Origin of the sequence: Ensifer aridi, assembly GCF_002078505.1 — a bacterium.
In the GTDB taxonomy this organism is placed as follows: domain Bacteria; phylum Pseudomonadota; class Alphaproteobacteria; order Rhizobiales; family Rhizobiaceae; genus Sinorhizobium; species Sinorhizobium aridi.
This window is the reverse complement of the sequence record NZ_LUAV01000033.1, coordinates 114,907-141,184: the sequence shown is the minus strand read 5'-3', so window position 1 is coordinate 141,184 and position 26,278 is coordinate 114,907. Positions and strand designations below refer to the sequence as shown.

The following is a 26,278-nucleotide window of genomic DNA, read 5'->3' as shown; positions in this document are numbered from 1 at the left end:
GCTGCGCAATATGGAGGTAACACCATGAGACGTTTCGCAGGCCAGACGGTTTTTGTCACCGGGGGAAACAAGGGCATCGGGCGCGGCATTGCCAAGCGATTTGCCGACGAAGGCGCAAAGGTGGCTATCGCGGCAATCGAAAAGGACACACCGGCAGCTGCCGAAGCGCTGGCAAAGGAAACCGGTGCCGAGGTGCTGGGCGTTGTGCTGGATGTGACGGACGCAAAGGCCGTGCAGGAGGCGTATGGCGAGGCTGAGACGAGACTCGGCGCCATTTCCGTCTCTGTGCAGAATGCCGGCGTCATCACCATCGCCAAGGTCGCGGACCTCACCGAGCGCGAATGGGACCTCAACCTCGACGTTAACACCAAGGGAGTCTTCCTCTGCTGCCAGGAGGCGATCCGTCGCTTCCGCGCCAGCGGCACGAAGGGCCGCCTGATCAATACCGCCTCCGGCCAGGCGCGCCAGGGCTTCATTTACACGCCACACTACGCCGCCTCGAAATTCGGTGTTGTCGGGCTGACACAGAGCCTTGCCAAAGAACTCGCTCGCGAGGGCATAACAGTGAATGCAATCTGCCCCGGCATCATCCACACGGAAATGTGGGACTATAACGACCGGGTCTGGGGGAAGATGCTCGGTGAGTACGGCCCTGGCGAACTCATGGCCGAATGGGTCGAAGGCATCCCCATGGGTCGCGCCGGCACCCCCGCCGAAGTCGGTGCACTCGTCGCGTTTCTCGCGTCTGAGGATGCAAGCTACATCACCGGCCAGACCATCAATGTCGATGGCGGCTTGATCATGTCGTAAGGCAACCAGTCCGAGTGAACAGAAGCGTGCGCCGACGGTGTGCGCACGCAATGGACCTGGCATTCTTCTCGGGCCAAATCGGCTTGAGAAGGCTGCCATCGCTGTAGCTTCGCGAAAAATCCCAGAAGGAGCGGTTTAGTCCCCACGTTGGAGCCAACGAACGGCTTAGATCAGCATCCTGCCTCCGCGCGCCACGTTGTACTGCATTGGGCCGCCTACGGACCGAAGGATACCGCCGATCAACCGCATTCTTCCGCAAAGCGGCCATCCGTCTCATCGCAGTGAACTTCCGGTCACCACCCACTACAGCCCTTAGGATCTGACCGCCAAATGGCGGAAATTTGCGCAACTATGTCATACACCACTCGGGATCGCATTTGTCGCGCAGCTGTTCAGCGGCATCCCGCTCTTTGAGATCATAGACGCGCGCCGTTACAATGGCGTGGGCCTGGTTGAGGATCTCGATGGCGATCCGGGATCGAACGATCGTCTTATGAGGTTTCCCATCCGGCTATTCGTTTCTCCTCCCACTTTTCTCAAAACTCTCAGCGGATGAGCCCGCGGGCGCGATCAACGACGCGCCGCTGGCGCTCCGAAATGATCTCCTGAGTGCTCTGCATGCGATCCGCCTGCTGCAAGACCTGCAGCCGATCCCGCATCGCCTCGAGGGCGCGGCGCTGGGCCGGCGACACGCGATTGATGACGTCCTTTTCGCCCCGCAGGATGGCGTCTCTACCGAAACGGTCGTCGAGCGCCCGGCTGACCGCGGCGAACTCCTGACGGATGCGGGGATCGAGCGAGCCGGCGGCCACGTCGAGCTTGCCGTCCTTCTTCTTGATTTCCGCCGCCAGCCGGTTGAGCGCGTCCTCGGCCGCTTGCGACAGACCGGGAATGGCGACCGCCATCCGCCGTCGCTCTTCCGCGATGGCCTGGGTTTCGGCATCGAGAGCACTGGCATATGACGCGCCGAGAGAACGGATACGACTTGCCAGTTCCGGCACTGCCTGCAATGCCTCTTTTCGCTCGCGTCCTGTGGCAATCAACTTGTCCATGATGCTGCGCTCGGAACCGCGCAGCGCACCATAGGCGGCGGGATCGTTACTGACCGCCGCCGCGATCCGCTCCGCCGCAAACCCCTTGACGATCAGATCCTCGATCTTGCCGATCGCGTCTGCTGGATCTCGCCAGACGCGTGTTGCCGTCTCAACAAGGGCTGCGCGGTGGTGGCCATAGTGAGGAGCGGCGAGCGCTCGCTCCTTCGCTTCATCGGCGGCCGTCGCCTTGAACTCCGTGACAGCGGCAAACATCGGAAGCACGGCCATCGTTTCCTTCCCCAACTCGACACTGGCGCCGGCAACGATCCTCGACCGGTCCTGTCTTTCGGCAAGATGCTGTTCCTCGGCAAAGCGCCTGATGACGGCGAAGAGGCGGGAGAGCTTTTCGCGGCGCTCGGGGGGAAGATCCTCCGGCATGCGCTCGACCATATTGCGCTCGGCGACTACATCCGCCTTCGCGGTGAAGGCGCTCCAGCCGAAGCGTGCGGTCAGCGCCTCGTCGACGGCCTTGACCTCTTGGACCAGCAAGCGGTCCTCGATGGCATAGGCGAAGGCCGTCTTGTAGGCGTCGGGCCCGCCGCGGTCGCGGACCGCCTCGATTCCGACCAGGCGCGCCATCGCCGTTTTCGAGAGCGCGGGGACCGACAACGACATATGCGCGCGCCGCTGCTGCTCGCGGATACCGAAGCGCTCCGCCTGCCTGCGGAACTCGGTCGCGTGAGCGCGCGCCAGAGGCAGCAATGCGGACAACGCAGCCGTGGCCGCGGTGCGCTCGTCGCGCGCGGCGCGGCCATCGACCATGAGATCGGATCCACGCAGGCGGCCGAGGCGGCCCGGCGCAAGACCAAGATCCTCGGCAAGCTTTCGCGGCTCGATCGCGGCGTCCGACGCCAATGCATTCAGCGCCGACAGCGCGCCATCCGGGTCGCGATAGATTTTCGCCAGCACCGGCCGCAGGATCGCCTCGCGCTGCTTCCACCGTTCCGAGGAGAGCTGCGCAAGACGTGCATCCTCCTCGACGCTGCGGGAGAATTTCGTGGTGGGCGGGATCAGATATTTCCCACCCGACGGGGTTCCGGCCGAGAGAGACGCGGTCCGTTCCTCTTTGTACGAGACCCGCCGTTCGCCCTCGATCGCAAATCCGAGCGCAACGCTCGCCCGCTCCCAAAGCTTCGCCACCAGCTCCCGCTTCTCCGCAATCCACGCCAGCGGCCGGGAAACACCCTCCTCCATCCCGGCCGCGACCTCGGCGAGCGTGTCGATACCGCGCCGCCGCGCGAAATCGCGGGCGTGCGCCCGATAGCCTTCCTCGCTCGCGAAATCGAGCGTCGTCGTCTTGGCGCCGGATCGCCCAAGGCGCCCGACGAGCCCACTGAACAGTTCCGGCCGGTGGCTTTCCCGCTCGATCCGTTCCTGGCGGGCGTCTGCGGTTTCGACAATTTTGGCCGTCCAGACGTTTCGATCGACCTCTCTTTCCTCGACGCGCTTCTGCCCGGTTTTCTCATCGACCACAGGAACCTGGACTTTAACCCGCTCCACTCCGTCTTTGCGCAGGGTCACCGTGTCGCCTTCGGAGACGCCACCCTCCTCGAGCGCCTTCGGCAGGCTCACGCCCCAAAGCCGATTGACGGTTCCGTCGTCCGTCTTCACGTCGGCATAGGGGCTCTCGTCCGCATCCTCATCATTGGGCCGGAACTTGGCTTGTCCAACCTCCACAAGTTCGCCGGTGACGCCGGCGGTATGATCGACATGCGGCTTGCGTCGCCATTCCGGCTTCGCTTCAAAATCTTCCTTCGCCGCATAGAGATCGGCGCGATCACGATGGCGGGTCATCGCCACATAGGTCAGATGCTGATCCATCATGCCGGTGGCGAGCACGAAGGTTCGGTCGACGGTCGACCCTTGGGACTTATGAATGGTCGCGGCATAGCCATGATCGATATTGCGATAGCTGTCCTCGCTGAGGACGACGTCGCGGCCATTGTCGAGGCGCACCGTCAACAGCGCTTCACCGCGTTTGTCGCCGGTGGAAACGACCGTGCCCAGCATGCCGTTCTTCACGTATTGCGGTCCAAGCCGCCTTGCCCGCGGCTCAAGCAAGCGGGCGTTTTCGAGGAAGATGATCCGGTCGCCGGCGGCGAACTCGCGAAGCCCACGCGCCGTCTGGAATTCGCGCGCCCCTCTCAGCGCGCCCTCCTCCGTCATCACGTTGCGCAGGGACTCGTTGAGCTTCCGAACATCATCGTTGGTGTGAGCAAGAACGAGCAGCTCGTCGCCGCGAAGCCGGCCTGGATGTCCGCCCGCGGCGGATTTCCGAAGCAAGTCACGACGGGCATCGGTCCAATCGGCAACGATGCGGCGGATGATCTCGGCACGGGTTTCGGTCTCGACGATACGGCCATGCTGGGCGTAGGCGTCGAGGCCCTCTTCGACCTTTCCGCGGGCGAGGAGACGGGAGGCATCGCGCGCCCATTCATCACGCTGGCGGCGCACACCGGCAAGTTCGGCAAACCCGATCCGTTCGGTGATTGCCCTGAACGCCGCGCCCGCCTGGATCGGTTGAAGCTGCATCGCGTCACCGACGAGCACGACCTTCGCCTCCACCTCCTCGGCGATCTTCAGGACGCGCGCCATCTGCTGCGACGAGATCATGCCGGCCTCATCGATCACTAGCACATCGCCGCGATTGAGCCGTTCACGCCCACCGGCCCACGCCAGTTCCCATGAAGCCAGCGTGCGCGACCTGATGCCAGAACTGTGCTCCAGCCCTTCCGCGGCCTTGCCGGCAAGTGCTGCGCCGATCACCCGGCGGCCGTCGCCTTCCCACGCGACGTGGGCCGCCGAAAGCAGCGTCGACTTGCCGGCGCCGGCAAGACCGACGACGGCCGCGATGGCATTGTCGCGCGTGACATGATGAACGGCATCGACCTGCTCGGGATCGAGCCGGAAGGGTTTTTGCGGATCCTGCGTCTCGACCTTTTCGACCGCGGCCGCGATAGCCTGATCTGTCACGGCGAAGCCCCGGCGCTTCGACAGAGCGCGCGCCGACTGCGCCATGTCATATTCGATGCGCAGGATCTCCCGCGTGGTGAAAATCGCCGGCTCCGTCGCCTTGCCGGTCTCGGCGTCGACCTCCTGCGGCTTCAGCAGCACCAGATCGTCCGAGGCCATCAGGCGCGCGCGGATATTGGCGAAATCGGCGGGATCGTCGACGTAGCGATGCAGCGCCTTGGCGATATCCCTCTCGTCGAAGGTGGAGCGTTCGTTGCCGAGCTGCTTCAGCAGAAGCTCTGGATCGGCAAGCAGCCGGTCGGTCATTTCCTGCCGGCGCGCCAGGTCGGCTGGCGCGAAGTACATCTCAACACCCTTGCGCGCGAGCGTCGCCTTCTCCGGTCCAAGGTGTTTCTGCGCGATACCGTCGAGACCCTGTTCGGCATAGGAGCGGCCGTCGATGCGGATCTCATGCCCGGCAAGCGCCAGATGTCGGTTGGCGGTTTCCGCCCAGGCGATCTTCCATGCCTTCATGGTTCCCTTGTCGCCGGCCCAGAGCTTGTAGACGATCTTGCCGTTCGGCCTGTCCGGCGTGACGACACGCAACGGCTCGCCGTCTTCGCCAAGCACCGGAACCTTCTTCGGCCCGAACCCCTCCTCCGTCAGGGGCCTCAGTGTGGTCATCAGATGGATGTGCGGATTGCCGTCCTTGTCGTGAAACACCCAGTCCGCGACCATGCCTTTGGACGTCAAATTGTCCCGGACGAACTCGCGAACGAGCGCAACATTCTCCGCCCGCGTCAGCTCTTCCGGCAAAGCGATGATCAGCTCGCGGGCAAGCTGCGCGTCCGCCCGCGTCTCGTGAGCCTCAACGGCATTCCAGAGCGCCTCGCTCGCCTTGGCGACCGATTGCCCATCGATCGCTGCCTGCAGCCAGGCCGGAACTTCGTCCGGCAGCGCCAGCTCCTCATGCACCAGGTCGGAGGCGCCGCCGCGGTAGCTGAACGAGGTTCCGGCCTGCTCGTCCATCATCCTGGCGCGATGGCGATAGGCGGCGGCCGAGACGATGCTGCGTCCCGCTCCCCTGCTGATCACCTGCGCTCTGACGAACATGATCGCCACGACCGTCTCCAGACCTCTCCGAACGCGTCGCGCCAGCGACGTATATTGCGCCCTCAAACCCATCGGACCGAAGGGCCGATGCCGCTTCTCCGGAAGACGACCATCTGCTGGAATTCGGGCCATGACGTTTTTGGGATGACACAACTTAGCCTATTTAACTATAGCATTCTAGATAGTATATTGGTGCCGAATGAACATCTCGACACGGAAAGGCGACAGAATGGCCGCAAGAACATCGATCTCAGACCTTGACGCGCAGATCGAAAAGCTCCGCGAACGCAGAAGATTTTTGATAGTTAAATCCGCTGAGCGCTTTGCGCGCGCGGCCACGAAGTCCGGCCTGGCGGAAATGGAGATCGCCGATGAAGAGGTCGAGCGGATCTTCGAGGAGATCGCCGCGCGATTTCGCAAAGGTGAGCAGAAAGGGACTCTTGGCGCATCTCCTCAAACGCGTCGACCAACAGATATCGAGACTGGAACGACGGCGGAGGCTTCACATGACAGCTGAACGAAAACGCGAAGCGCGGGAGAAATTCCTGCTCGGCGGCATCGTCGTCAGAGCGGGGCTCACGAGAGCCGACCGGGCATTTTTGCTCGGTGGTCTCATCGAACTGTCCCACATCGCTCCGGGCTCTGCCGAGCATCGGCGGCTGCGCGATATTGGCGAGGCAGCATTCAAGGCGTCCTCGCTGAATGGCGGATCGGCTCGCATGGCGGAGACACCGGAATGACACTGAAGGCCAAACCGCATACGAGCCTGTTGCTCGTTCTCGTGCCCGTCGCCGTCACCGCCTTTGCGGTCTATATCGTCGGGTGGCGTTGGGCCGGGATCGCCGCCGGCATGTCGGGGAAGACGGCATACTGGTTCTGGCGGTCCTCACCGGTTCCGGTGCTTTTGTTCGGGCCGCTGGCGGGGCTCCTGTCGGTCTGGGCCTTGCCGTTGCACCGGCGAAGACCAGTTGCGGTGGCAAGCCTCGCGTGCTTTTTGGCTGTGGTCAGCTTCTATGCCGTGCGCGAATTTGGTCGCCTTGCTCCATATGTCGAAAGCGGAGCGGTCACCTGGGACCGCGCGCTTTCCTATCTCGACATGATCGCCGTCGTCAGCGCGGCCGCCGGCCTCATGGCGGTGGCGGTCTCAGCCCACATCGCCGTCGTCGTGCCGGAACCGGTAAAGCGCGCCAAGCGCGGAACCTTCGGAGACGCCGACTGGTTGTCGATGGCGGCCGCAGCTAGGCTGTTCCCGGATGATGGCGAGATCGTCATCGGCGAGCGCTACCGAGTCGACAAGGAAGTCGCCCGGGAACTGCCCTTCGATCCGAATGACTGCAGCACCTGGGGACAGGGCGGCAAAGCCCCTTTGCTCACCTACAAGCAGGACTTCGATTCCACTCATATGCTCTTCTTTGCCGGGTCGGGTGGATATAAGACGACCAGCAACGTCGTGCCGACGGCGCTGCGCTACACCGGGCCCCTGATCTGCCTAGATCCTTCGACCGAGGTCGCACCGATGGTGGTCGTGCACAGGACCCGCGTCCTTGGGCGCGAGGTGATGGTGCTCGATCCGGCGAACCCAATCATGGGCTTCAATGTGCTCGACGGGATCAAGATGTCGAACCAGAAGGAGGAGGATATTGTTGGCATCGCACATATGCTGCTGTCGGAAAGCGTGCGTCTCGAGTCCTCGAGCGGCACCTACTTTCAAAACCAGGCGCATAATCTGCTGACCGGCCTCCTGGCGCATGTGATGCTCTCGCCGGACTACGCCGGCCGGCGAACCTTGCGCAGTCTCAGGCAAATCGTTTCCGAGCCGGAACCGTCGGTGCTCGCGATGCTGCGCGATATTCGGGAGAATTCGCAATCGGCCTTCATCCGCGAAACGCTCGGCGTCTTCACCAACATGACGGAGCAAACGTTCAGCGGCGTCTATTCGACCGCCTCGAAGGATACGCAGTGGCTCTCGCTCGACAGTTACGCCGCGCTCGTCTGCGGCAATGCCTTCAAACCCAGCGACATCGTGACGGGCAAGAAGGACGTGTTCCTCAACATTCCGGCGTCGATCCTTCGCTCCTATCCGGGGATCGGCCGAGTCATCATCGGCTCGCTGATCAATGTCATGGTCCACGCCGATGGCGGCTTCAACCGCCGGGCGCTTTTCATGCTCGATGAGGTAGATCTTCTCGGCTACATGCGGGTACTGGAAGAAGCCCGCGACCGCGGGCGCAAATACGGCATCAGCATGATGCTCATGTACCAGTCGGTGGGGCAACTGGAGCGGCATTTCGGGAAAGACGGCGCGACGTCATGGATTGATGGCTGCGCCTTCGCGAGCTACGCCGCGATCAAGTCGCTCGAGACGGCGCGCAATGTCTCGGCACAATGCGGCGAAATGACCGTCGAGGTTCAGGGCCGCTCTCGCAACATTGGTTGGGACAACAAGAACGGCGTCGCGCGCAAGTCGGAGAGCGTCAACTACCAGCGTCGGCCGCTAATCATGCCACACGAGATCACCCAATCGATGCGCAAGGATGAACAGATCATCATTGTACAGGGGCATAGTCCGATCCGTTGCGGGCGAGCGATCTACTTCCGGCGGAGGGACATGGATCGGGATGCTAAGCCGAACCGCTTCGTCAAGGCTTGAAGAAACAGGTCGACGCAGCAACTGTTCTTGAGGCGCGGCCTCTCGTGGCCGGTCAAGAGGAGATCCTCCGCACTTGGCGGAGTTATCAGCCGACGGAAGAGGGAGTAGCAGGGGACGAGGGCAACGAGGTCGAGAGCCATGAGGATGAAGACCAGAAGCCGCCTCAAAAGGGCGGCTCGCCATCGATCGTGTCCTCTTGCTTGGTCTCTGCCGCGATCGGTTCTGCTTGCGCAATCTGAAGCTCGGCCTCGATCTGGCTGCGCTCGGTCGGATCGGCGTTGCGCAGCTCGGCGCGCAGTTCCTCGATGTGGACCTCGAGTGTGATCGTCATCGTCGTCGTCTCCTTGATGATGTGAAAGATGACGCCCTGGAGTCGTGAGGATCGGGACGGGTCAAGGATCGCGGTACGCGACCGCCAGCGGCGGCGAGTGGGGGAGCCGATTTTCTGGCGACGCCCTTTCAGGGCGGCGGCTGAAAATTGGGGGAACCGCTCGTCCTTGAGGCGGCACGAGACCTCATGGCAGACTTAGCGATCTGAGCAGATAGGCTTTCGTCTCGTATGGCACGGGCAAGGGCGGGAGCGGACTCGATGCCCGCCCCGCTCCGACAACAACACACGATGACTTCAAAGCAGGGCGGCGATGCCGGCCCCGATTGCTCAGGGCCGGTCGTTCGGCGATTAATTCGGGTTGTTCCAGAGGATGACCTTGCGGTTCGGTTCACCACCCGGAGCGGGAGCGAGGTTACCGAAGATCACTCCGATCTCCGGAGCCTCTAACTTTACGGAGAGGTATTCTTCGCCGGTCTGGCGGGCGATGCGGTTCCAGGCCGCGCCGATCTCGAAACCGGTCTTACGGTGGATGACGCGGTAGTCGGGCGCCTCGTCGCTCGCCTTGCTGGCGTTCGGGACGATGGCGATGGGGGCATTGACCCTGATGGTGGCGAAGACGCCTTCGAGGGTGCCGTCGGTCTTCTGGGTGAGGGTTGCGATCGTGGTGGCCATGGTAATGTCTCCTTCGGTTGCTCGGGACCATTCCCGATGGCGCGCGAAGAGACGGCCGACCTGCTGCGGTCATCTCGGCGAAAATTCAGCAAAATTCTATTTTCCGCTGAAAACCCGGCGCGCTTTCACCCCGCTCGCGGGAGGGAAAGCATCAGGCGCCCGCACGGAAAAACCAGAATCGAATTTTGCGGAATTTTCGCCGAGACGTACCCCTTCAGGGGTTGACCGCAAGAGCAGGCGGTCGGCTAAAACGCGACATAGAAACGGGAATAGTCTCGAGCAACCGAAGCCGGCGACAAACCATTCTGGCCATCCGGTCCAGCATGCAAAAGACCGCCAGCACCTGCTAATGCGGATACACGCCCGGCACAATGTCCTCGTCGCCGATCCCTGCCAAGTGGCGCCAGCGAGCGCGCTGCGCCGCTGCCACACCTCTCGGGTGACGTTGGGGCGACTGCGGTGAGCGCATCGCCAGCGGACCAAGCCGTAATCTCTCGCGAAGCTGGTCGGCACCGACATCGACCAGGCGATCTTCGACGATCTTGCCCGCCCTCCGGTGTCGGGGCGACCACAGTCTCCTTGGCCGACACCCGGCTGTCTCGATCAGTCGATCCAGAGCAATCGGGGCCGGCGCCGGTTCATTCCGTTCGATTGACACGCCGGCCCGACTTCCGCGACGCGCCGGCAAATGCAGCCGCAATCTTCATCATGAAGGCCTTGCTGAAACGGCCGAGGGCTTTTGCATCCGGCTCAATGTACCAGGAGTGTTCGGCGATATCGTAATTGTATTCGTCGACGACGATCCAACACCGTTTACGGTCGGTGAGGCCCGCACGCCGGCATTCGATGTCGGAGACTTCGAGAGCTATGCGGTCGGCCTGCGGCGTGATCGCGAGCAGTGCGAGATGCGTCAGTCCATCATTTGCGCCGCGGACAGCGACGACGACACAGGTCGGTCGGGACTTCCGGTCTTCTGTCTCGCCGCGCTCGTGCTGCCATGCCCAGAGATAGGGATAGGTGATGACTTGACCGGGAAGAAACTCACGGCTCATCGTCATACCCCTCGCCGCGCGCCAGCCGATCGATCTCTGCGGCGAAGAATTCCTTGTGTTCCTCCGGCATCTCTGACGCGCGGTAGGCGCGCCGCGGATCGCCGCCGGCGCGCATCCGCTCGTAGTGTTCATAGCTCATCAGCACGAAACGGGGTTTCCTGTGCTTTGTGAGAACGACGGGCTCGCGGCTGGCGGCATCGGTGACGTCGCCGACCTGTTTGTTGAGATCGCCTGTTGTGAACTGCCGCATGATCATACTCCTTCGTCGATCTCCAGAATATCCATATTTTCCAGATTTAGAAAACGGCGCTTCACGCACCGTCTCCCGAGAGCTGCCAGACCGGGATGCCGAGCCGGCGCGCCTTGTCGGCGAGATTGCCGGTGATGCCGGAACCGGGAAAGATAAGAACGCCCGCCGGCATGACCGAGAGCATGTCGTCGTTGCGCCGGAAGGGCGCGGCCTTGGCGTGCTTCGTCCAGTTCGGCTTGAAGGCGATCTGCGTCACCTTGCGCGCCGCGGCCCAGCAGGCGGCGATGCGTTCGGCACCTTTGGGCGAACCGCCGTGCAGCAGCACCATGTCCGGATATTTGGCACGGACCTGATCGAGCTTCGCCCAGATCAGCTCGTGATTGTTGTACTCGATGCCGCCACCGAAGGCGATCTTCGTGCCGGCCGGGATCAGCACCTCGATCTCAGTGCGGCGGCGGGCGGACAGGAAATCGCGGCTGTCGATCATCGCCGCGGTCATGTTGGCATGGTTGACCTTGGAGCCGGTGCGCGGCCGCCATGCCGATCCGGTCTCAGCCTCGAAGAGGTCGGCCGCATAATCGCGCATGAACTCGAACGCGTTGCGGCGCTCCAGAAGCGTGATGCCCTCGGCGATCAGGCGTTCCAGTTCGACGCTCTTCACTTCCGAGCCATCCTGTTCGCTCTGTCCGGTGCGCTGCGCGTCCTCGTTGCGCTGAAGCTCCCGCTGGATGCGCTCGCCGGCGCGATGGAAAAGATTGACGGTCGACCAGAGCAGGTCTTCGAGATCGGGTTCGAGACGCGTGTCGCCGAGCATCTCGAACAGGGCGTCGAAGATCGCGGTCAGCGCCGACTGTACGACCGGCTCTTCGGGCAGAGGCCTTGAGTCCGGCTCGTCCTGGAAGGGGCGATGGCCGTAGATCTGCATCTCGTAGATGAAGCGGTCGGTCGGGGAAGAGGCGTGGTGGGGCTCGAACGCGTCGTCGAGCGGCAAGGTCAGGTTCATGATGGTCTCCGTCGGTTGCGGCCGCGCCTCTCGCGGCCTGACGGCGATCCCTGTCCATGCGGCGGCGGGCCGGAACCGCGGCGTGCTCGACGCCACGGCCCAGCGAAGCGCCGGGCGGGACAAGAGGGTTTCTTGGCCCGCGAGGAATGACGGGCCGCTGCGCGGGCCGGCAGGGGAAGAAACCCGACTGACCCGCTGAAGGCCCGACCGCCGTATGGTAAGGGTTCGCCTCTCGGCAGGCCCGCGAGCGCGCGCTCCGGTCGGCGATCGGCACGGACCGGCCTCCCTGCGACGCCGCGCCGTTGCCTCGCCTTCCCCTCATCGCCGCATCACGCGAGAAGAAATGCCAGCGCGTCTTCAGGCACGAGCTGCGCCCGCAAGTTCGTCGTGAGCCGGTCCGCACCGAGCCGGCGCAGATCCTCGTTGAAGTCACCGAGTTCCGGGGCGAGCACGAGCGGCAGGATCCCGAGCGCCTGTGCGCGGCGGCTCAATCCCTCGATGCCGCGGCGGCCGGCGGCATCGGCATCGGCGGCGATATAGAGGCGCACACAGCCGGCCGGAAGCCGGAAGGCGGCCAGGTGATTGGACGTCAGAGCCGAAACCGTCGGCATGCCAGGCATTACGTGCGCGAGCGACAGCATGCTTTCGAGTCCCTCGCCTGCGGCCATGACCGGCACAGGGCCGTGGACAGGAAAGCGGAAGCGCACCGCATTGCCGAGGAGGCAGCCAAGAGCGCGACGAGGGTCGTCGACCTTTGCCTTCCCATCGCCGTCCGGATCGAGCCAGGTGCGGTGCACACCGGTGATGAAGCCGAAGGCATCGGTTACAACCGCGATCAGCGCTGGATAGTTGGTCGTCCCACCGCTGACGAGATCCCGATAGTAGCAAAACGGATGGAACCGCAGCGCGGGATGCGCGGATGCCCGCAGGATGCCGCGCTGGCGCAGATAGCTGTCGGCAAGCGTGCCGGCGAGCGGTTGCGTCAGGCGAAACAGCCGCCTCGCGCGCTCCGAAGCCGGTCTCTCGACTGGCGGATCATGCTGGGCGTCGCACCTGCGCGACGACGCCGGGTTGGCCAGATCCGGCCCGGGAAGGCTGAGAAAGCGACGGGCCTCGTCGGCGATATCGCGGAAGTCGACAAGGCCGCAAGTCTCGCGCAGGAGGTCGAGCAGATCACCGTATTGCCCGGTCGCGGCATCCGTCCACTTGCCGGCGCGTGGGCCGGCAAGGTGTACATAGAGCGAGCGGCCCTTATTGTTGCCAACATCGCCAACGATCCAGTAATTGCCTGCCCGCCGGCCGGCGGAGAGGTAGTGGCGGCAGACCGCCTCGGCACAGCGCGCGAGAAGATCCGCCAGTTCTGAGGCGGACAACAACATGAGCGGCGGCCCCTCAGGTCCGGCTCATGACATCAATGAGGCGATTGCGCTCGATCAGCTGCGACAGGACCGCTGGTCCTTCGTTCGACCTCGGCACGAAGAGGCGCTGTTCCCAACTGAACATCTCGGAGTAGAGACCGATAGACTTCTGCCAGTCGCGCACGCGATCGATGAGGCCGATGAGCTCAATGCGCCGAGTGACCTTCGTCGACATCGCGAATACTGCCCGCGGCGCATTCGCCCGGGCGGCGATCGCCGTGCCGAACTTGCGCAAAAGGAGGACCTGGGCCGTGTCTGTGACCTCAAAGGCATCTTTCCACGTCCGGATGCCCTCTGCATCGCTGTCGCCAAAGGTATCCCTGGTAAACGGCCGAAGCTCGGCTGCGCCAATGGATTGGCCTCGTTGGAGGAGCGGAAGAAGCGCATGACCGAGCTTAAGGATTGGGGCCGGCAGTCTGGCGCGGCCGGCAGAAACGGGCGGCGTGGCGCACACGGAAGGGATGACGTTCATGGGAACCCCGTCGAGAGCGAGAAGTGACCGGCCTCGCCGGGCGCTCTCCAACCCCCGCCAGGCCGACCCTTCCCCGGCCCCTCTCTCCCTCCTGCGCGACGCCGTGCCGCGCCCGAACCCGGATGCCGGATGACGGGCCAGACTCGCCGCTGCGGCCTCGCCTGTTCGTCGAGGTCACGGTGGGCTGACTGCACCACCACCGCCTTGCTTCTGGCGCCTCAGAATTCGCCCGGGCACGAATATACTGCATCATTTGCGATAGTAAGACGCAGTAGGTTCGTGCTACACCAAACTTGGAACAGGGAAAGGAGGAACAAGGTGCGACGGCTCTTGATCGGCGACAGGTCATTCGATGAGGATTCTGTCGATCTCCAAACGTTCCTTCCCCGCGCCTACGAGCAAAAGCTCCGGCCGCATTGCCAGTGCAGGGAGCCGTGGGTTCCGATGTATATCGCGCGGATGGACGGACAGTATCTCGTCAAACGCATGCCACTTTCCGGGCGCGATCACGACCCGGCCTGCCCATCCTATGAGCCTCCCTACGAATTGTCCGGCCTCGGGCCTTTGATTGGTAATGCGATACAGATCGATGCCAATGGCAGGACGGCCTTGAACCTCGATTTCTCTATGACGAAGAGAGGCCCGCGCGCGGCGCCGTCTGCACCGACCGAGCCGTCCGAGCCCGCCATTCGCAACGAGACGAAGAAGCTCTCGTTGCGCGCCATGCTGCATTACCTGTGGGAGATGGGGGAGTTGACCGTATGGCGCTCCTCCTGGACCGGCAAGCGTGGCTGGGGTCGGGTACGCACGAGCCTGATGAATGCAGCGTCGCAAATGACGGCACGGGGCGAAGAGCTCAGCGATGTGTTGTTCGTGCCGGAGGTTTTCCATCAGGAGGACAAGGAAGGAATTGCCGCGCGCCGGGCCGCCGCACTTTCCGGCGCGCAAGCATCGCGGACGGGGCCGCGCAAGCTGATGATCACTGTTGCGGAAGTCAAGGAGTTCACGGCGGCCCGCGAAGGACACCGCATCACGCTCCGGCATCTACCCTTTCCCTTCATGATCGGGGAAGGGGCATGGAAGCGGCTCATCGCCAGATACGAATCGGAACTTGAGCTTTGGCGCTCGAACGAAGAGTTCCACCTCATCATTATCGCGACATTCGGGATTTCGGCATCCGGAGTCGCTGCCGTCGACGAAGTCGCGATGATGGTGGTGAACGAGAACTGGATCCCGTTCGAAAGCGTTCAGGAGCGGCTGCTTCTGGAGAGATTGGCAGCGCTGCGACGCAAAAGCGTCAAAGGGTTGCGCTTCAATCTCTCGCGCGATCAACCGCTCGTGTCGGTCACGCTGCCGGAGCAGCGGCCCTCCCCGGTCGCAATGTTCATCGTCCCGGCTGCAGCAAGCGAGGACTATGAGCGCGCCTTGGCTGAAATGATTGAGGCGAGGCCCGAGATGACCCCATGGGTCTGGCGCGTATCTGAGGGCGAAATGCCGAAATTGCCTTCGTGATCGGTCGGCGGCCGTAACGCATGGACCTTTAGCTCACTGACCGCACAATCGCTCGGTTGTTTGGGGCATGTCCGGTTTGGAGAGTTGGAGCAATGCTCACCTTTTTCTGAAGGGATCTCCCACGAGGCCGATTTATTCGCGCCCACCTGTCGCAGCGGCGGGAGGCGGTTGTCCAGATGTCCATGTTCGCGTGGCCGTGCAGCAGCGCGGTAGCTCGCCAGCCTCAAAGAACACACCATGACCGTTCGTGGTCACCTCATTAGCAGTGAGCAGAAAATTGCTGCCTAATGGCAGTGCACAGACCCAGAGCTCCTCTCCATATGGCAGCACTGTCCCGGTGGCGAACTCTTACCACAGCCGCCCCGTGCACAAAGGTGTTGGTCGTCATCGTAGCAAGTAATGCGCAGGCAATAATTGCTCTTACAAGAATCATGATAGCCCTCCCTCGATCTGAACCAGAAGCAAGCATGACGTTCCGCAAGAAGCGATGGTAGTCCGGCGGATATCACGGATACCCCCAAGTTGGTGGGCGGTGGCTGACGATCGTCAAAGTTGAAGGCGCAGATCAGGCGGCACACGTTTCCGCAGGCAGGGCAACTGATACGTCGCGTGGCACATAACCACGAAAGACCGGGGTCGATTCCCAGGCCTGCAACCAAGTTCTGGCAACGAGAGCTGGTGACGTGCGTCACTCTTCCCAAAGCATTTCCATGATCTCGTCAGGCGATTCCTGAACCTGGAGCGTCATGCAACTGCCGTTGTTAGCCGCGAAGGTAACGAGGGTAGTGCGCCGTTGCCCTTCCACCCGCTGGAAGTGCGTTGCATTGTCCATGTTGACGAAGATCGGGCCATTGTTATCGTGCAGTTTGAGCCACATAGTTTATGTCCCTTCAAGGGGAAGCGATCCAACGAAGTATAGCAGGTTGTAGCCAAATCTCGGCGTAGAGCAGCCCGGTAGCTCGCCAGACTCTTAAGCTGGAGGTCGCAGGCTCGAATCCCGTCGCCGCAACCACTTTCACACGGTGAAAACGGGTTGCGGCCTCAAGTTGGCGATCTTGGGTCGCCAGACTGTCACATGATCGCGGCTGAGGTAGGATCAGCCGCCGCAGTATCGCTTCTTTGATACGTCACTCTTGCCGACGCGGATAGTTCTCGCCACGACTGCCGGGTTCTGCTTCGGCAAGTTGCGCCCGCTCAGTCGCTCTACGTCCGCCACAGTCTTCTGCCACTCTGCCCCGTTCAGCGCGCGCTTTTGCGCAACGAACCATTCGGACGATCTGCCACGAATAGCTTGGCGGAATGCTGCGTCAACCGCCGCTTTGTCTTTTGTGGGTGCGAGAACTCGAGCCCTTACGGGCTTTCCGTCAGACGTGCATCCGTAGACATAGAACCCATTGAAACCAGCGCCGATTGCGCCGCTCGCTTGCGTCGTGCTGATTGTAAGCGTGGCAGCAGTCAGCATTGCAGCCAGAATAACTCTCACGTGTAACCCCCTTTGAAAACCCCTGCGAGAAGTGTTGCCGAAGTGCACGCTGAAGACAAGTCATCCCAAATTCGGTACAGCAGCCGAAGCCATGCCGGCGTAGTGCAGCTCGTTAGCTCGCCAGCCTCAAGAACGCACAGTGACGCGTATATCACTGTGGTGGCCGCGAGGAAGCGGATTGATCATCGGAAGACTTCGTGGTCGCAGGATCAAGAAGCCTGTTCGAGCAGCTTCTTCGCCCTGCCTTCCAGTTCGAGGCGCGTGTCCTGATGGGCCTTCGTTCGGGCGTGCGCTGTCATCCCCTGCACGAAATCGAAGATCGATTCCGGCGGCCGGTCCTCCTCTCGCAAGACGGTGTCGATGATCCTGGCGGTTTCGCCCTTCGAGAAGCCGCGCTTGCGCAAGAAACTCTCGCGGTCCTCGTTGGTTCGGGCGACGATGCGCTCGCGCGCGGCCTTGATGCCGGCAACAAACCGTGCCGGGGACGAGTTGGCAAAGTTGGTCAGCGCCGGTGCCACCTCATGGGCGAACCGCTGGCAGGCGAACTTCGAATGGCGAATGACGATCTCCTCGAAATTCTCAACGCCCCAAAGATTGCGATTGCAGCATACGGCGCGCAGGTAGAAGGAGGCGATGCCGAGTGTCTTCGAGCCCACTTCGCTGTTCCAGCAATAGAAGCCGCGGAAATAGAGATCCGGTTCGCCGTTCGGCAGCCGGCCGGCTTCGATCGGGTGCGTGTCATCGACGAGGAACAGGAAGACGTCGCGGTCGCTGGCATAGAGCGTGGTCGTCTCCTTGCTGATATCGATGAAGGGATTGTGGGTCATCGTCGACCAGTCGAGAACGCCCGGCACCTTCCACATCGTGTCGCCGGTGCCATTGCCCGCGATATTCATGACGGCCGACACCAGTTCATGGTCCCAGACCCTCCCATATTCCGGGCCGGTAATCGCCCTGAGTTCGAGCCGCCCATCATCGGCTTCCAGGGTCTTGACCAGTTCGGCGCGGTGATTGAGGAGGCCGTGCTGAAGGTTGATGCCGGCGAGCGGAGCGGGGAGCTGGCGCATGTAGCTTGCGGGCGCGCCGACCAAGCTGCAAAGCTGCCCATAGCTCCAGTGCGTCGGCGTGATGGAACGCTTTTGGCCGGGAACGATCAGTTCGAGCCGCTCGGCATTGGAGTGGCTGGCCTCGACGCGTATGGCGGAGCTTTCGACCGTGCGGGCGTGGGCGCGGTTGGCCCGCGATTTCACCGCATCGTAAAGCTCGCCGAGGGAGAGATAGCGCTCGTCGTCCGGGCGCGAGAACCATTCCGACGACACGCGACCGACGCGCTGTCCCCGCGAGACGTCGACTCTGAAGCCGGCCATTGCCGCCGGAACGCTGGAAATCATGGTATTCATGTGCGGTCTCCTGAAACGAAACGCCCGGCGCGAGAGCCGGGCTGATGGGGATAAGGCTGCCGGGGGTGAACGGCGACGATGTGGTCAGGTGGGCAGAGGCATGAGCCTGGGCCGCCGTGTCATGAGGCGTTGGATCACCTCTGGTGTGCATCCGCGATCCGGTAAAGTTCGGTATCCTGTGGTGGATACTCCCTGAAGCCGCGAGACACCTCGTTTCGATATGAACAGGGGCGCCTCTTCGGCATCCACGCCTTGGTCAGTCATGGCGAGAGTTCAACCGAGGCCTCGTCTGGGCGATATCAAAATCGATGACCGCGGCGGCCGCGGGGCCAGCATCGTCGACCGGGGCATCGTGGGCAATGAGCCGTAGTGGTTCAGGGAGCCATCCGCTGCCTTCCAGCAGTCGTGCGGCTTCACGCGCCATGTCCTGCTTCTTCAGGTGCTCGATCAGTTGCGCCGACTGCTCACCTTTCGCCTCGCGCACCGCCTGCAGGATATGCGCCTTCGTCACTCGGCCGAGATAGCTGTCGACCGTCGGCTCCCAGCCGGCCTCTGCCATGTCGAAGCCGATCGAGCGAGCGAGCCGGTCGGCATGGGCAATCGCTGCCGTGCGCGGGTTCCATGGCTGGACAACCGCGTTGATGGACAGCGACACGCAATGCGCGAAAAGCGCTTGGCGGCTGACGTCATCGAGCGCCATCAGGAAATCCCAGAGCTCGGTCGGGTTTTTCGGAAGATCCTGGCCCCAGGCCTCGTGCCGCTGCTCGATCTCTTTCGCCCAGACCGTGTCGCCGAGCCCCGTCGTCTGGCCGAACTTCGCGCTTTGCAGCGTCACCTCCAGGCACGAATCCGATCCGTAAAGATAGAAGGTCTTCAGGACGAATATATGCAGAGCCGCGATGAAGGCCATGACCAGATCGTTCGCCAGCGCGTTCCTGAGCGCCACCGTTCGCATTGCCGTCAGATCCTCAACGAGACGGTCGGAGAGCGGCCGGAGCTTGCCGTCGTCGTCCTCTTCCTCGGCCTGATCGTTGTGAGCGGGCCCGCCGATGACCGAGACGCCGCCGAGAGACGGCGATCCAGACACGTCATAACCGGTTTCACCATCGGCACGCGCCGCATCGCAACCATCGGTGTCGATCTGTGCCTCGTCTTCCGGCCGGACAAAACCTCGCTCGATCTTGAGTTCGCCACCAGCACCGAGCGAGACGAAGGCGCCGCCGCGCGCGACTTCTTCCGGATCGAAGACATAGGGCCGATCGTTCAGCCGGTCGAGTTCGTTTCCGAGTTCTTCCAGCCGCTGCTCGGCCTCTGCGCTATATTCGGTCGCACCGGCATATTCGGCGTCTAGCTTTTCGTAATCCGCCTTGACCCGATCAAAGTGAGCGAGTTCGCCTTCGGTGAATTCGGCTCGTTCCCCGTAAAACCGGCGAAGACCGGAGGTATGTCCGTATGGGAAATCGAAGGCAGCCTCGACCCATTTCCAGCCTTCTGCGGCCTTGAGGGCGGCGGCGTCGGCCGCGAGCTTCTCGACTACGAGTTGTTCGAGCAGCACCGGATCCTGCAGCCAACCGCCATTGTCCTCATCGAAAAGGTCACGCATCACCATACCGCCGGCCGCCTCATAGGCCTCGACGCCGACATAGACAGCGCGACGGTCCGTCGCGCGGATCGCGATGTCGGTGAGCAGCCTGCGGATATAGTAAGGCTCGCTTGAATGCTGCCGCGAAATCGTGTCCCAGACCTGCTCCTGCCGGACATGGTCATTGGTGATCGAGAATGCCATGACTTGTTCGAGCTTCATTTCGTCATTGGCGTAGAGTTCAAGCAGACGCGGCGAGACGGCAGCCAGCCGAAGGCGCTGCCTAACGGTCGCAATCGAGATGAAGAATCGGGCGGCGATCTCCTCCTCGCTGACGCCCTGCTCGCGCAGGGTCATTATCGCGCGAAACTGGTCCAGCGGATGCAGATCGAGGCGCCGAACGTTTTCCGCAAGCGAGTCCTCGACCTCGGGCGTGTCCGCCTTGCTGACGATGCAAGGTACTCCTACGGTGTTCGACAACCGCTTCTGCTTGACCAGCAGTTCCAGCGCACGGTAGCGGCGGCCACCGGCGGGGATGCGATAGGTGCCGGTCTCTTTCCCATCGGCATCGACTTCTGCCCGCACATTAAGGCTGGTCAGCAGCCCGCGGCGGGCTATGTCCTCGGCGAGGTCCTGGATCGATACACCTGCCTTGGTCTTGCGGACGTTCTGCTGGCTGAGAACGAGTTTGTTGAAGGGAATATCGCGCCCGGCGTTGAGCGTGATTTTCTGGACGGCCTTTGCCATGTCGTTTCTCCGTAGCGGGCCGGCCGGAACCTCTCTCCGACCACCTCAACCCGCCATAGAATCCCCTTCCCCCCTCTGCCTTCGCACGCCCGACGCGCCATACCCGCCGAATTTCAGCATTTGCAGCTGACCTCACAATCGGCCATGAAGATAAGATGGACGTCGCGCCTGGGCGACCTGAGCAGGCCCATACAATGAGCGAAATTGGAGTCGGCGTCGGCCTGTGGCTCTGGATCGGGTCAAGCAGCATGTTGGGCGGCCAAGCCTTGGTGGCGATAGTTCGCCACATCCGCGGAAGCGTCAGCGGAAAACTTCGTTCACCAATGATGGACGCCAAGAAAGATCGAGGCGCGCTCACGCGGTTGATCGAGAGGAGCCGCTCGCGGTGGCAACATCGCAATAGCTCGATCGATGCGCCGCGATCCTCATACCTTTCCGCCTCATGCGAGCAAGGCCGATCCCGACGCTCACCATGCGCACCGCGTCTTCAGCCGCCCGCGTCAGGAGCTTCTCAGCATTTTCGATCGCTTCGTCGAGCGAACAAGGCCGCTTGAGGATGCTGGCGAAGGCATCGATGCCGTGCTCGAAATTGAGCCTCACGCCCTTGCCGATCGTGCCGGCAAGGGCAATGACCGGCAGGCCGCGAAGCTTGGCCCGGCGCGCGACCTCCGCAGGCACCTTGCCATAGGGCGTCTGACCATCGAGGCTTCCCTCGGCGGTGATCACCAGGTCCGCGCGATTGATCAGGCGATCGAGGTCGAGATATCGCATGACGATCTCGTAGCGGGGGTGGAGATGGCCTGAGAGCAGCCCGAGTACGGCGGCGCCGAGCCCGCCGGAAGCACCGGCGCCTGGCGCGGTACCGACCTTCATGCCGGTCGCTCGTCCGATCGCGGCGGCATAGACTTCCATTGCTGCGGCGAGTTCCTCGACCTGATCCGGCGTCGCTCCCTTCTGGGGACCGAACACGCGGGCGACACCTTTCGGTCCGAGCAGAATGTTGTGCCAATTGACCGCCGCGTCAATCCGCACCCGGGCCAGACGCGGATCGATGCCGCTTAAGTCGATGGCGGCGAGACGCCTGAGTGCGGCGCCGCCTCGGGGCAGCGGCTGACCCCTGTCGTCCAGGAACCGCACACCGAGCGCCTCGGCCATGCCGGCGCCGCCGTCATTGATGCCGCTGTCGCCGCAGCCAAGCAAGATACGTTCGGCGCCTGCATCGAGGGCGGCGCGGATAAGCTCGCCCACGCCGACACTCGTCGTCAGGCAGGGGTTGCGGCGATCGCGCGGGACGAGACGCAGACCTGCTGCTGCGGCCATTTCGATGACCGCCGTGCGGATTTCCTGCCCACCCATGAACCCGAAGAAGGAGTCGACCGGCTCACCGACCGGGCCGGTCACCGTAAGCCGGTGTAACGTACCGCCGGTCAGGTCCACGAGCGCCGCGGTGAACCCTTCGCCGCCATCGACCATCGGCGCCTTGAGGATCGAAGCGTTCGGCATTGCCCGCAGGATTCCGGCTGCGATGCATGTCGTTGCCGCGTCAGCGGTCAGGCTTTCCTTGAAACCGGAGGGGGCGATCAGAATGGTCATGGACATGTTGGTTCCTTTCAAGGCTGGTCAGCGGGTGAGGTCATCCGGCGGTTGCGAGGGGCAGGCCGACGAGCGGCCAGACGAACAGGGAGAAGGCGACAAGCAGGGCAACGAAGAGCGGCAGCAGGAAAGCGGCGAGCCGGAGAAGGTCTGCTTGCGTGAAAGTCTGCACTTCGCCCGAGCCGAACAGAACGACCGGCTTTGCCGAAACCATCAGCGTCTGGCAAAAGCCGCTGCCGACCGTCGTCACGAAGATCAGGGCGGATGGATCGGCGCCGAATCCGGCCAGCGGCAAGGCGACCGCAGGAAGGAGGACGCTTGCGCGCGCCGTGCGGGAGGTAATGACGACATGGGCAAGGCTCGAAACCAGGGCCGCAATGACGACGACCATCCATGGGGCCGGCGACAATGTCCCGTTGATCGCGCTCAGCGTCTGATCGACGAGGTAGCGCGCGGCCCCTGAGGTCAGCAGCGCTTCGCCAATCAGCAGCGTGGCGGCCAGGAACAGGATGAGGTTCCACTCGACGCCCTTGAGCGCTTCCTTGAGCGAGATCCCCGAGACGGGCCTCGAGGCCGCCAGCAGGGCGGCGACCAGCGCGATGATCGCAATGTTCTGTCGATGCAGCCCGCTCGTCACCCACAGGAGTACCGCAGCGCCGACGATCGTCAGCACGGCGATCTCGCTGCCTCCATCGGCCCGCGGGCTGACCGGCAGTGCGCCGACGGCGGCCCTGCAGTCCTCGGCGGATAGAAACAGAAGCTGGATCAAGCCGCAGGCAAGCAGGCTGGTTATGAGGCCGAACGGCGCACCGAGAAGCGCCCATTGAGCGAAGCCGATGTCGATCCCTCCGAGGCGCTTCATGAGATCCGCGGCAATCAGGTGTGCACCGGCTCCGGTCAGCGATGCGCAGGCCGAAAGCAGGATGACGGAGGGAAACAGCAGGGCGAGCCCCCTGGTCACGGAGGGCCTGTCGATCGCGCCCGAAAGCCCGACGAACAGCGGCATCAGGATCGCCGCGCGCGCCGACGTGGAGGGAATCACGAACGCGCTCGAGGCGATCACAAGCGTAGCGCCCCAGAAGACCCGCGAAACCGTTCCGCAGCGGGACAGTGCGATGCCCGCCAGGCGCTCGGCCGTACCGTTGCTGCGCAGGACCGCGGCGATGATGAACGCCGCAATCAGGAGCCAGACGATTTCGCTGCCAAGCGTCGCAAAGAGCGCATTCTCATCGACGGCTCCGAAAACAACAAGGGCGAGCGCGCCGGCAAGCGCCACCGGCATGTCGGGCAGTCTCAGCACGACCCAGGCGATCAATGCGCCGACGAAAACCGAAAGTGACAGGCGCCCTTCCAGCGACAGGCCATCCATGCCGGAGAGGATTGCCAGCACGCAGGTCACAAGAAGCGGTAATCCGGCTAGCGAGCGAGTCGAAACGGATGACCCAAGCGACCAACGAGCTTTTTCGTTGACGTTCGCGGTGATCGGCACGACCTGTGCCGTCGAGGGAACGCTGTGCATCATCGGTTTTGCCCCTCCATCATTGGTTGAGATGGAGGGCAAACGGGCAACCCTGCGCCCTATTCCAGCCCGTGTGACACTTTTTTGACAGTCCTTCGTAGCGGGAGCCTCAGGACAGCAACTGCGCTGCGTTGGACGCGGCAGGACATTCCATGGTCCGGTGTACTCGTATCCGACTGGTCAGGCGCGTGCTCGCGGGCATGGACGCGACGTCCCGCACGGCGTCCCCCTTCCTGGCGAGGGCCGCCCATCATCGCATCGTCACCTTGCATGCGCATCTGGGAGTCGCGGCGGCGACACTATCACTGGAAATAAGAGTAGGATCCAACGGAGGAGACGAAGTGCGATCCCGTGAGCGGTGAAGCGCATCGGCTCCGAGCAACAAGCTGATGCGGGCTTCGCCCTCTGCGCGGAATCTGTGAGCTGTCGATGACGCCAGGACCGGAAAATTACAAGGAGCTTCTTCTGTTTCTAGCGACCGCCGGCGTCATTGTGCCTCTGTTCGGCCGGTTGAAATTGAGCCCCGTCTTTGGATTTCTGGCGGCAGGCATAATACTTGGCCCCTTCGGTCTCGGAGCTCTCGCGAGAGAGCTACCGTGGCTCTCTGCAATATCCATAACGGATGTTGGACAGATCACTTATCTGGCGGAATTCGGCGTCGCATTCCTTCTCTTCATGATCGCGCTCGAGCTGTCGTGGAACCGCCTTCTGCTCATGCGCAGACTCGTCTTCGGGCTAGGAGGATTGCAGCTTCTCGCATCGACAGCGGTTCTCGCGACCGTCGCGGACTTGCTGGGTCAGAGCCCGGCTTCAGCGGTGGTGCTCGGCAGCGCACTTGCTCTGTCGTCGACGGCTATCATTCTACCGTCACTGGTGGAGCGCAAACTGCTGAACACCACGGTCGGCCGCGCAAGCTTCGCCGTACTGCTCTTCCAGGACCTTGCTGTGGCGCCGCTCCTGTTCATGGTGACGATGTTGGGTGCACGTGGAGGGACAGAGCTCGGCGCCGGCTTGTTATATGCGCTCGCTCCTGCCGCACTTGCGCTAATCGTATTGGCCGGGCTGGGCCGTTTGATTCTTCGTCCCTTGTTTAGGCTGGTCACGGCGACAAAGAGCACCGAGTTGTTCGTCGCTGCATGCCTTTTGGTCGTGATCGGCTCCGGCCTTGTCACAGCGCTCAGCGGTCAATCGATGGCTCTCGGCGCCTTCATTGCGGGCCTGCTGCTGGCTGAAACCGAGTATCGCCGGCAGATCGAGGTCACGATCCAGCCCTTCCAGGGACTTCTGCTTGGCCTTTTCTTCGTCTCGGTTGGAGCCCGTCTGGATCTTTCGGAGATCACTGCCAACCCGATCGCCACAGCGGGTGCCGCGATCGGCTTCTTTCTCATCAAGGCGGTTGTCCTGTTCCCGATCGCGCGCCTGATGGGCTTGCCGAACCGGAGTGCCGGCGAGCTGGCAGTTGTTTTGGGCCCCGGCGGCGAGTTCGCATTGATCCTGATCGGCGCGGCTGTGGCGGGTAACGTCGTCCCTGGTGATGCCGCCGCCACTGCCACGGTCGCGGCCACTCTGACGATGGTTGGAATTCCGCTGCTGATCCGCATACTCGTCCGCGGTGCCGCATATGCGCGTATGGATGAAGCTGCTTTTGCAGGATTGACGCCCCAGCACGACGACGGTCTCGAGCGCGTGATCGTCGTGGGATACGGGCGTGTCGGACAACTGGTCGCCGAAATGCTCACACGACACGAGGTGAGGTTCCTGGCGATCGACGCCGATCCCGCGCTAGTCGCCAAACAACGAACTGGCGATCATACGATCTTTTATGGCGATGCCACCCGGATCGAATTGCTTCGACGTTGCGGAATCCAGAACGCCCGCGCACTCGTCGTGACCCTGGGCAACGCCGACGCGGTTGAGTCCATCGTGCGCTCTGCGCGATCGGAGCGGCCGGATCTGACCATTGTCGCCCGCGCGCGGGATGCGATGCACGCAACGGAATTGTACGAGCTGAACGTGACTGATGCAGTGCCGGAGACCATCGAAGCCAGCCTCCAGCTTTCGCAAGCAGTACTCGTTGACATCGGCATTCCGATGGGTCTGGTGATCGCGTCAATTCACGAGAAACGGGACGAGTTTCGCAAGCTGCTGCAGCCCGTGGACCGAACCGGCAGAGAACGGCAAGCCATCCGGGCCCCGCAGGCGGAAACTCACCCGACCCGAATGCCGCGCTCAGGCTCCGATGGGCCCGAGCCCGTTGATCGGGGTTAAAAACATGAGCTGCTCGAAATCGTACGCGCTAAGGCCAAACATGCTGTCGTGCGGATCGGAACTGGAACAAAGGCGCCCGAACGACTTGTTCCATGCCGACCCAATCCGCATTCAGGTTCCCCGCCTGTTATGAGTGCCCGGGCGCGTCCCCCGCGCGGGCACTGCCATGCCTTCCTACATGATCAAGCATGAAGAATGGGGCCTGGTTCGATCGCGGCAGATTGGAGCCCTCTCCAAGCTCAGGTATTGACCTGACCAAGGCGTAGGCATCCGCTGAAAGCCGCGGCGCCGCACGGCCCGCGGTACCCCTCCCGCGGCATCTAGCCGCCTGCGGATCGACCAACGGCAAAGGGTATC

At 62.8% G+C, this 26,278-nt stretch carries 19 protein-coding genes and 1 tRNA gene; 7 read left to right on the top strand and 13 right to left on the bottom strand.

Annotated features, from left to right (window positions below):
* Nucleotides 1-24 precede the first annotated feature (24 nt).
* Nucleotides 25-810 (top strand): SDR family oxidoreductase, encoded by a 786-nt coding sequence (locus AYK65_RS24885; RefSeq protein WP_081161627.1) that lies wholly within the window; start codon nucleotides 25-27, stop codon nucleotides 808-810.
* A gap of 545 nt (nucleotides 811-1,355) precedes the next feature.
* On the opposite strand, the gene traA is transcribed toward AYK65_RS24885, so the two are convergent.
* Nucleotides 1,356-5,978, bottom strand: a complete 4,623-nt coding sequence (traA, locus tag AYK65_RS24880; RefSeq protein ID WP_081161676.1) for a Ti-type conjugative transfer relaxase TraA — start codon at nucleotides 5,976-5,978, stop codon at nucleotides 1,356-1,358.
* Between the two features lie 220 nt (nucleotides 5,979-6,198).
* Between traA and AYK65_RS24875 the strand changes: the two genes are divergently transcribed.
* The 3 genes from AYK65_RS24875 to traG are packed head-to-tail and all read left to right on the top strand — an operon-like array spanning nucleotide 6,199 to nucleotide 8,619.
* Nucleotides 6,199-6,486 (top strand): TraC family protein, encoded by a 288-nt coding sequence (locus AYK65_RS24875; protein WP_081161625.1) that lies wholly within the window; start codon nucleotides 6,199-6,201, stop codon nucleotides 6,484-6,486.
* Nucleotides 6,476-6,709, top strand: a complete 234-nt coding sequence (locus AYK65_RS24870) for a conjugal transfer protein TraD (RefSeq protein ID WP_081161622.1) — start codon at nucleotides 6,476-6,478, stop codon at nucleotides 6,707-6,709. The genes AYK65_RS24875 and AYK65_RS24870 overlap by 11 nt, the downstream gene beginning before the upstream one ends.
* Nucleotides 6,706-8,619, top strand: a complete 1,914-nt coding sequence (gene traG / locus AYK65_RS24865) for a Ti-type conjugative transfer system protein TraG (protein ID WP_081161620.1) — start codon at nucleotides 6,706-6,708, stop codon at nucleotides 8,617-8,619. Before AYK65_RS24870 ends, traG begins: the two co-directional genes overlap by 4 nt.
* Nucleotides 8,620-8,782: 163 nt before the next feature.
* Here the strand turns inward: traG and AYK65_RS32620 are convergent, their stop codons facing one another.
* The 7 genes from AYK65_RS32620 to AYK65_RS33340 all read right to left on the bottom strand — a co-directional run bounded on the left by AYK65_RS32620 (nucleotide 8,783) and on the right by AYK65_RS33340 (nucleotide 13,817).
* The gene (locus AYK65_RS32620; RefSeq protein ID WP_172402068.1) at nucleotides 8,783-8,950 is read right to left on the bottom strand and encodes a hypothetical protein; all 168 of its coding nucleotides are present in this window, start codon (nucleotides 8,948-8,950) and stop codon (nucleotides 8,783-8,785) included.
* Between the two features lie 348 nt (nucleotides 8,951-9,298).
* Nucleotides 9,299-9,622 carry a DUF736 domain-containing protein gene (locus AYK65_RS24860; protein ID WP_081161618.1) on the bottom strand — a complete coding sequence of 108 codons (324 nt, stop codon included), beginning with the start codon at nucleotides 9,620-9,622 and terminating at the stop codon, nucleotides 9,299-9,301.
* Nucleotides 9,623-10,260: 638 nt separating this feature from the next.
* Nucleotides 10,261-10,674, bottom strand: a complete 414-nt coding sequence (locus tag AYK65_RS24855; RefSeq protein ID WP_081161673.1) for a hypothetical protein — start codon at nucleotides 10,672-10,674, stop codon at nucleotides 10,261-10,263.
* On the bottom strand, nucleotides 10,664-10,924 hold the full coding sequence (locus tag AYK65_RS24850; RefSeq protein WP_046118723.1) for a type II toxin-antitoxin system prevent-host-death family antitoxin: 261 nt from the start codon (nucleotides 10,922-10,924) through the stop codon (nucleotides 10,664-10,666). Before AYK65_RS24850 ends, AYK65_RS24855 begins: the two co-directional genes overlap by 11 nt.
* Nucleotides 10,925-10,985: 61 nt before the next feature.
* A complete protein-coding gene (locus AYK65_RS24845) occupies nucleotides 10,986-11,927 on the bottom strand; it encodes a DUF2493 domain-containing protein (RefSeq protein ID WP_046118688.1) in 942 nt (313 codons plus the stop codon).
* Nucleotides 11,928-12,256: 329 nt separating this feature from the next.
* On the bottom strand, nucleotides 12,257-13,306 hold the full coding sequence (locus AYK65_RS24840) for a DUF7146 domain-containing protein (RefSeq protein WP_081161615.1): 1,050 nt from the start codon (nucleotides 13,304-13,306) through the stop codon (nucleotides 12,257-12,259).
* Between the two features lie 13 nt (nucleotides 13,307-13,319).
* Nucleotides 13,320-13,817, bottom strand: coding sequence for a hypothetical protein (locus AYK65_RS33340; RefSeq protein WP_244560109.1), 498 nt, complete (start codon nucleotides 13,815-13,817; stop codon nucleotides 13,320-13,322).
* 318 nt (nucleotides 13,818-14,135) lie between these two features.
* On the opposite strand from AYK65_RS33340, the gene AYK65_RS24830 reads away from it, so the two are divergent.
* Nucleotides 14,136-15,329, top strand: a complete 1,194-nt coding sequence (locus AYK65_RS24830) for a DUF1173 domain-containing protein (protein ID WP_081161612.1) — start codon at nucleotides 14,136-14,138, stop codon at nucleotides 15,327-15,329.
* 688 nt (nucleotides 15,330-16,017) lie between these two features.
* Here AYK65_RS24830 and AYK65_RS24825 read toward each other — a convergent pair.
* Entirely contained in the window at nucleotides 16,018-16,206 is a 189-nt protein-coding gene (locus AYK65_RS24825) for a hypothetical protein (protein ID WP_026623154.1), read from the bottom strand.
* 58 nt (nucleotides 16,207-16,264) lie between these two features.
* Between AYK65_RS24825 and AYK65_RS24820 the strand changes: the two genes are divergently transcribed.
* A tRNA-Lys gene (locus tag AYK65_RS24820) sits at nucleotides 16,265-16,341 on the top strand.
* Nucleotides 16,342-17,021: 680 nt separating this feature from the next.
* Here the strand turns inward: AYK65_RS24820 and AYK65_RS24810 are convergent.
* The 4 genes from AYK65_RS24810 to AYK65_RS24795 form a co-directional block, all read right to left on the bottom strand.
* A complete protein-coding gene (locus tag AYK65_RS24810) occupies nucleotides 17,022-18,212 on the bottom strand; it encodes a hypothetical protein (RefSeq protein WP_046117909.1) in 1,191 nt (396 codons plus the stop codon).
* Nucleotides 18,213-18,468: 256 nt separating this feature from the next.
* Nucleotides 18,469-20,541, bottom strand: a complete 2,073-nt coding sequence (locus AYK65_RS24805; RefSeq protein ID WP_081161609.1) for a ParB/RepB/Spo0J family partition protein — start codon at nucleotides 20,539-20,541, stop codon at nucleotides 18,469-18,471.
* A gap of 354 nt (nucleotides 20,542-20,895) precedes the next feature.
* Nucleotides 20,896-22,140, bottom strand: a complete 1,245-nt coding sequence (locus AYK65_RS24800; RefSeq protein WP_081161607.1) for a glycerate kinase family protein — start codon at nucleotides 22,138-22,140, stop codon at nucleotides 20,896-20,898.
* A 34-nt stretch (nucleotides 22,141-22,174) separates the two neighbouring features.
* A complete protein-coding gene (locus AYK65_RS24795; protein ID WP_081161605.1) occupies nucleotides 22,175-23,656 on the bottom strand; it encodes an SLC13 family permease in 1,482 nt (493 codons plus the stop codon).
* A gap of 426 nt (nucleotides 23,657-24,082) precedes the next feature.
* Between AYK65_RS24795 and AYK65_RS24790 the strand changes: the two genes are divergently transcribed.
* Nucleotides 24,083-25,921 carry a cation:proton antiporter domain-containing protein gene (locus AYK65_RS24790; protein ID WP_046118693.1) on the top strand — a complete coding sequence of 613 codons (1,839 nt, stop codon included), beginning with the start codon at nucleotides 24,083-24,085 and terminating at the stop codon, nucleotides 25,919-25,921.
* Nucleotides 25,922-26,278 lie beyond the last annotated feature (357 nt).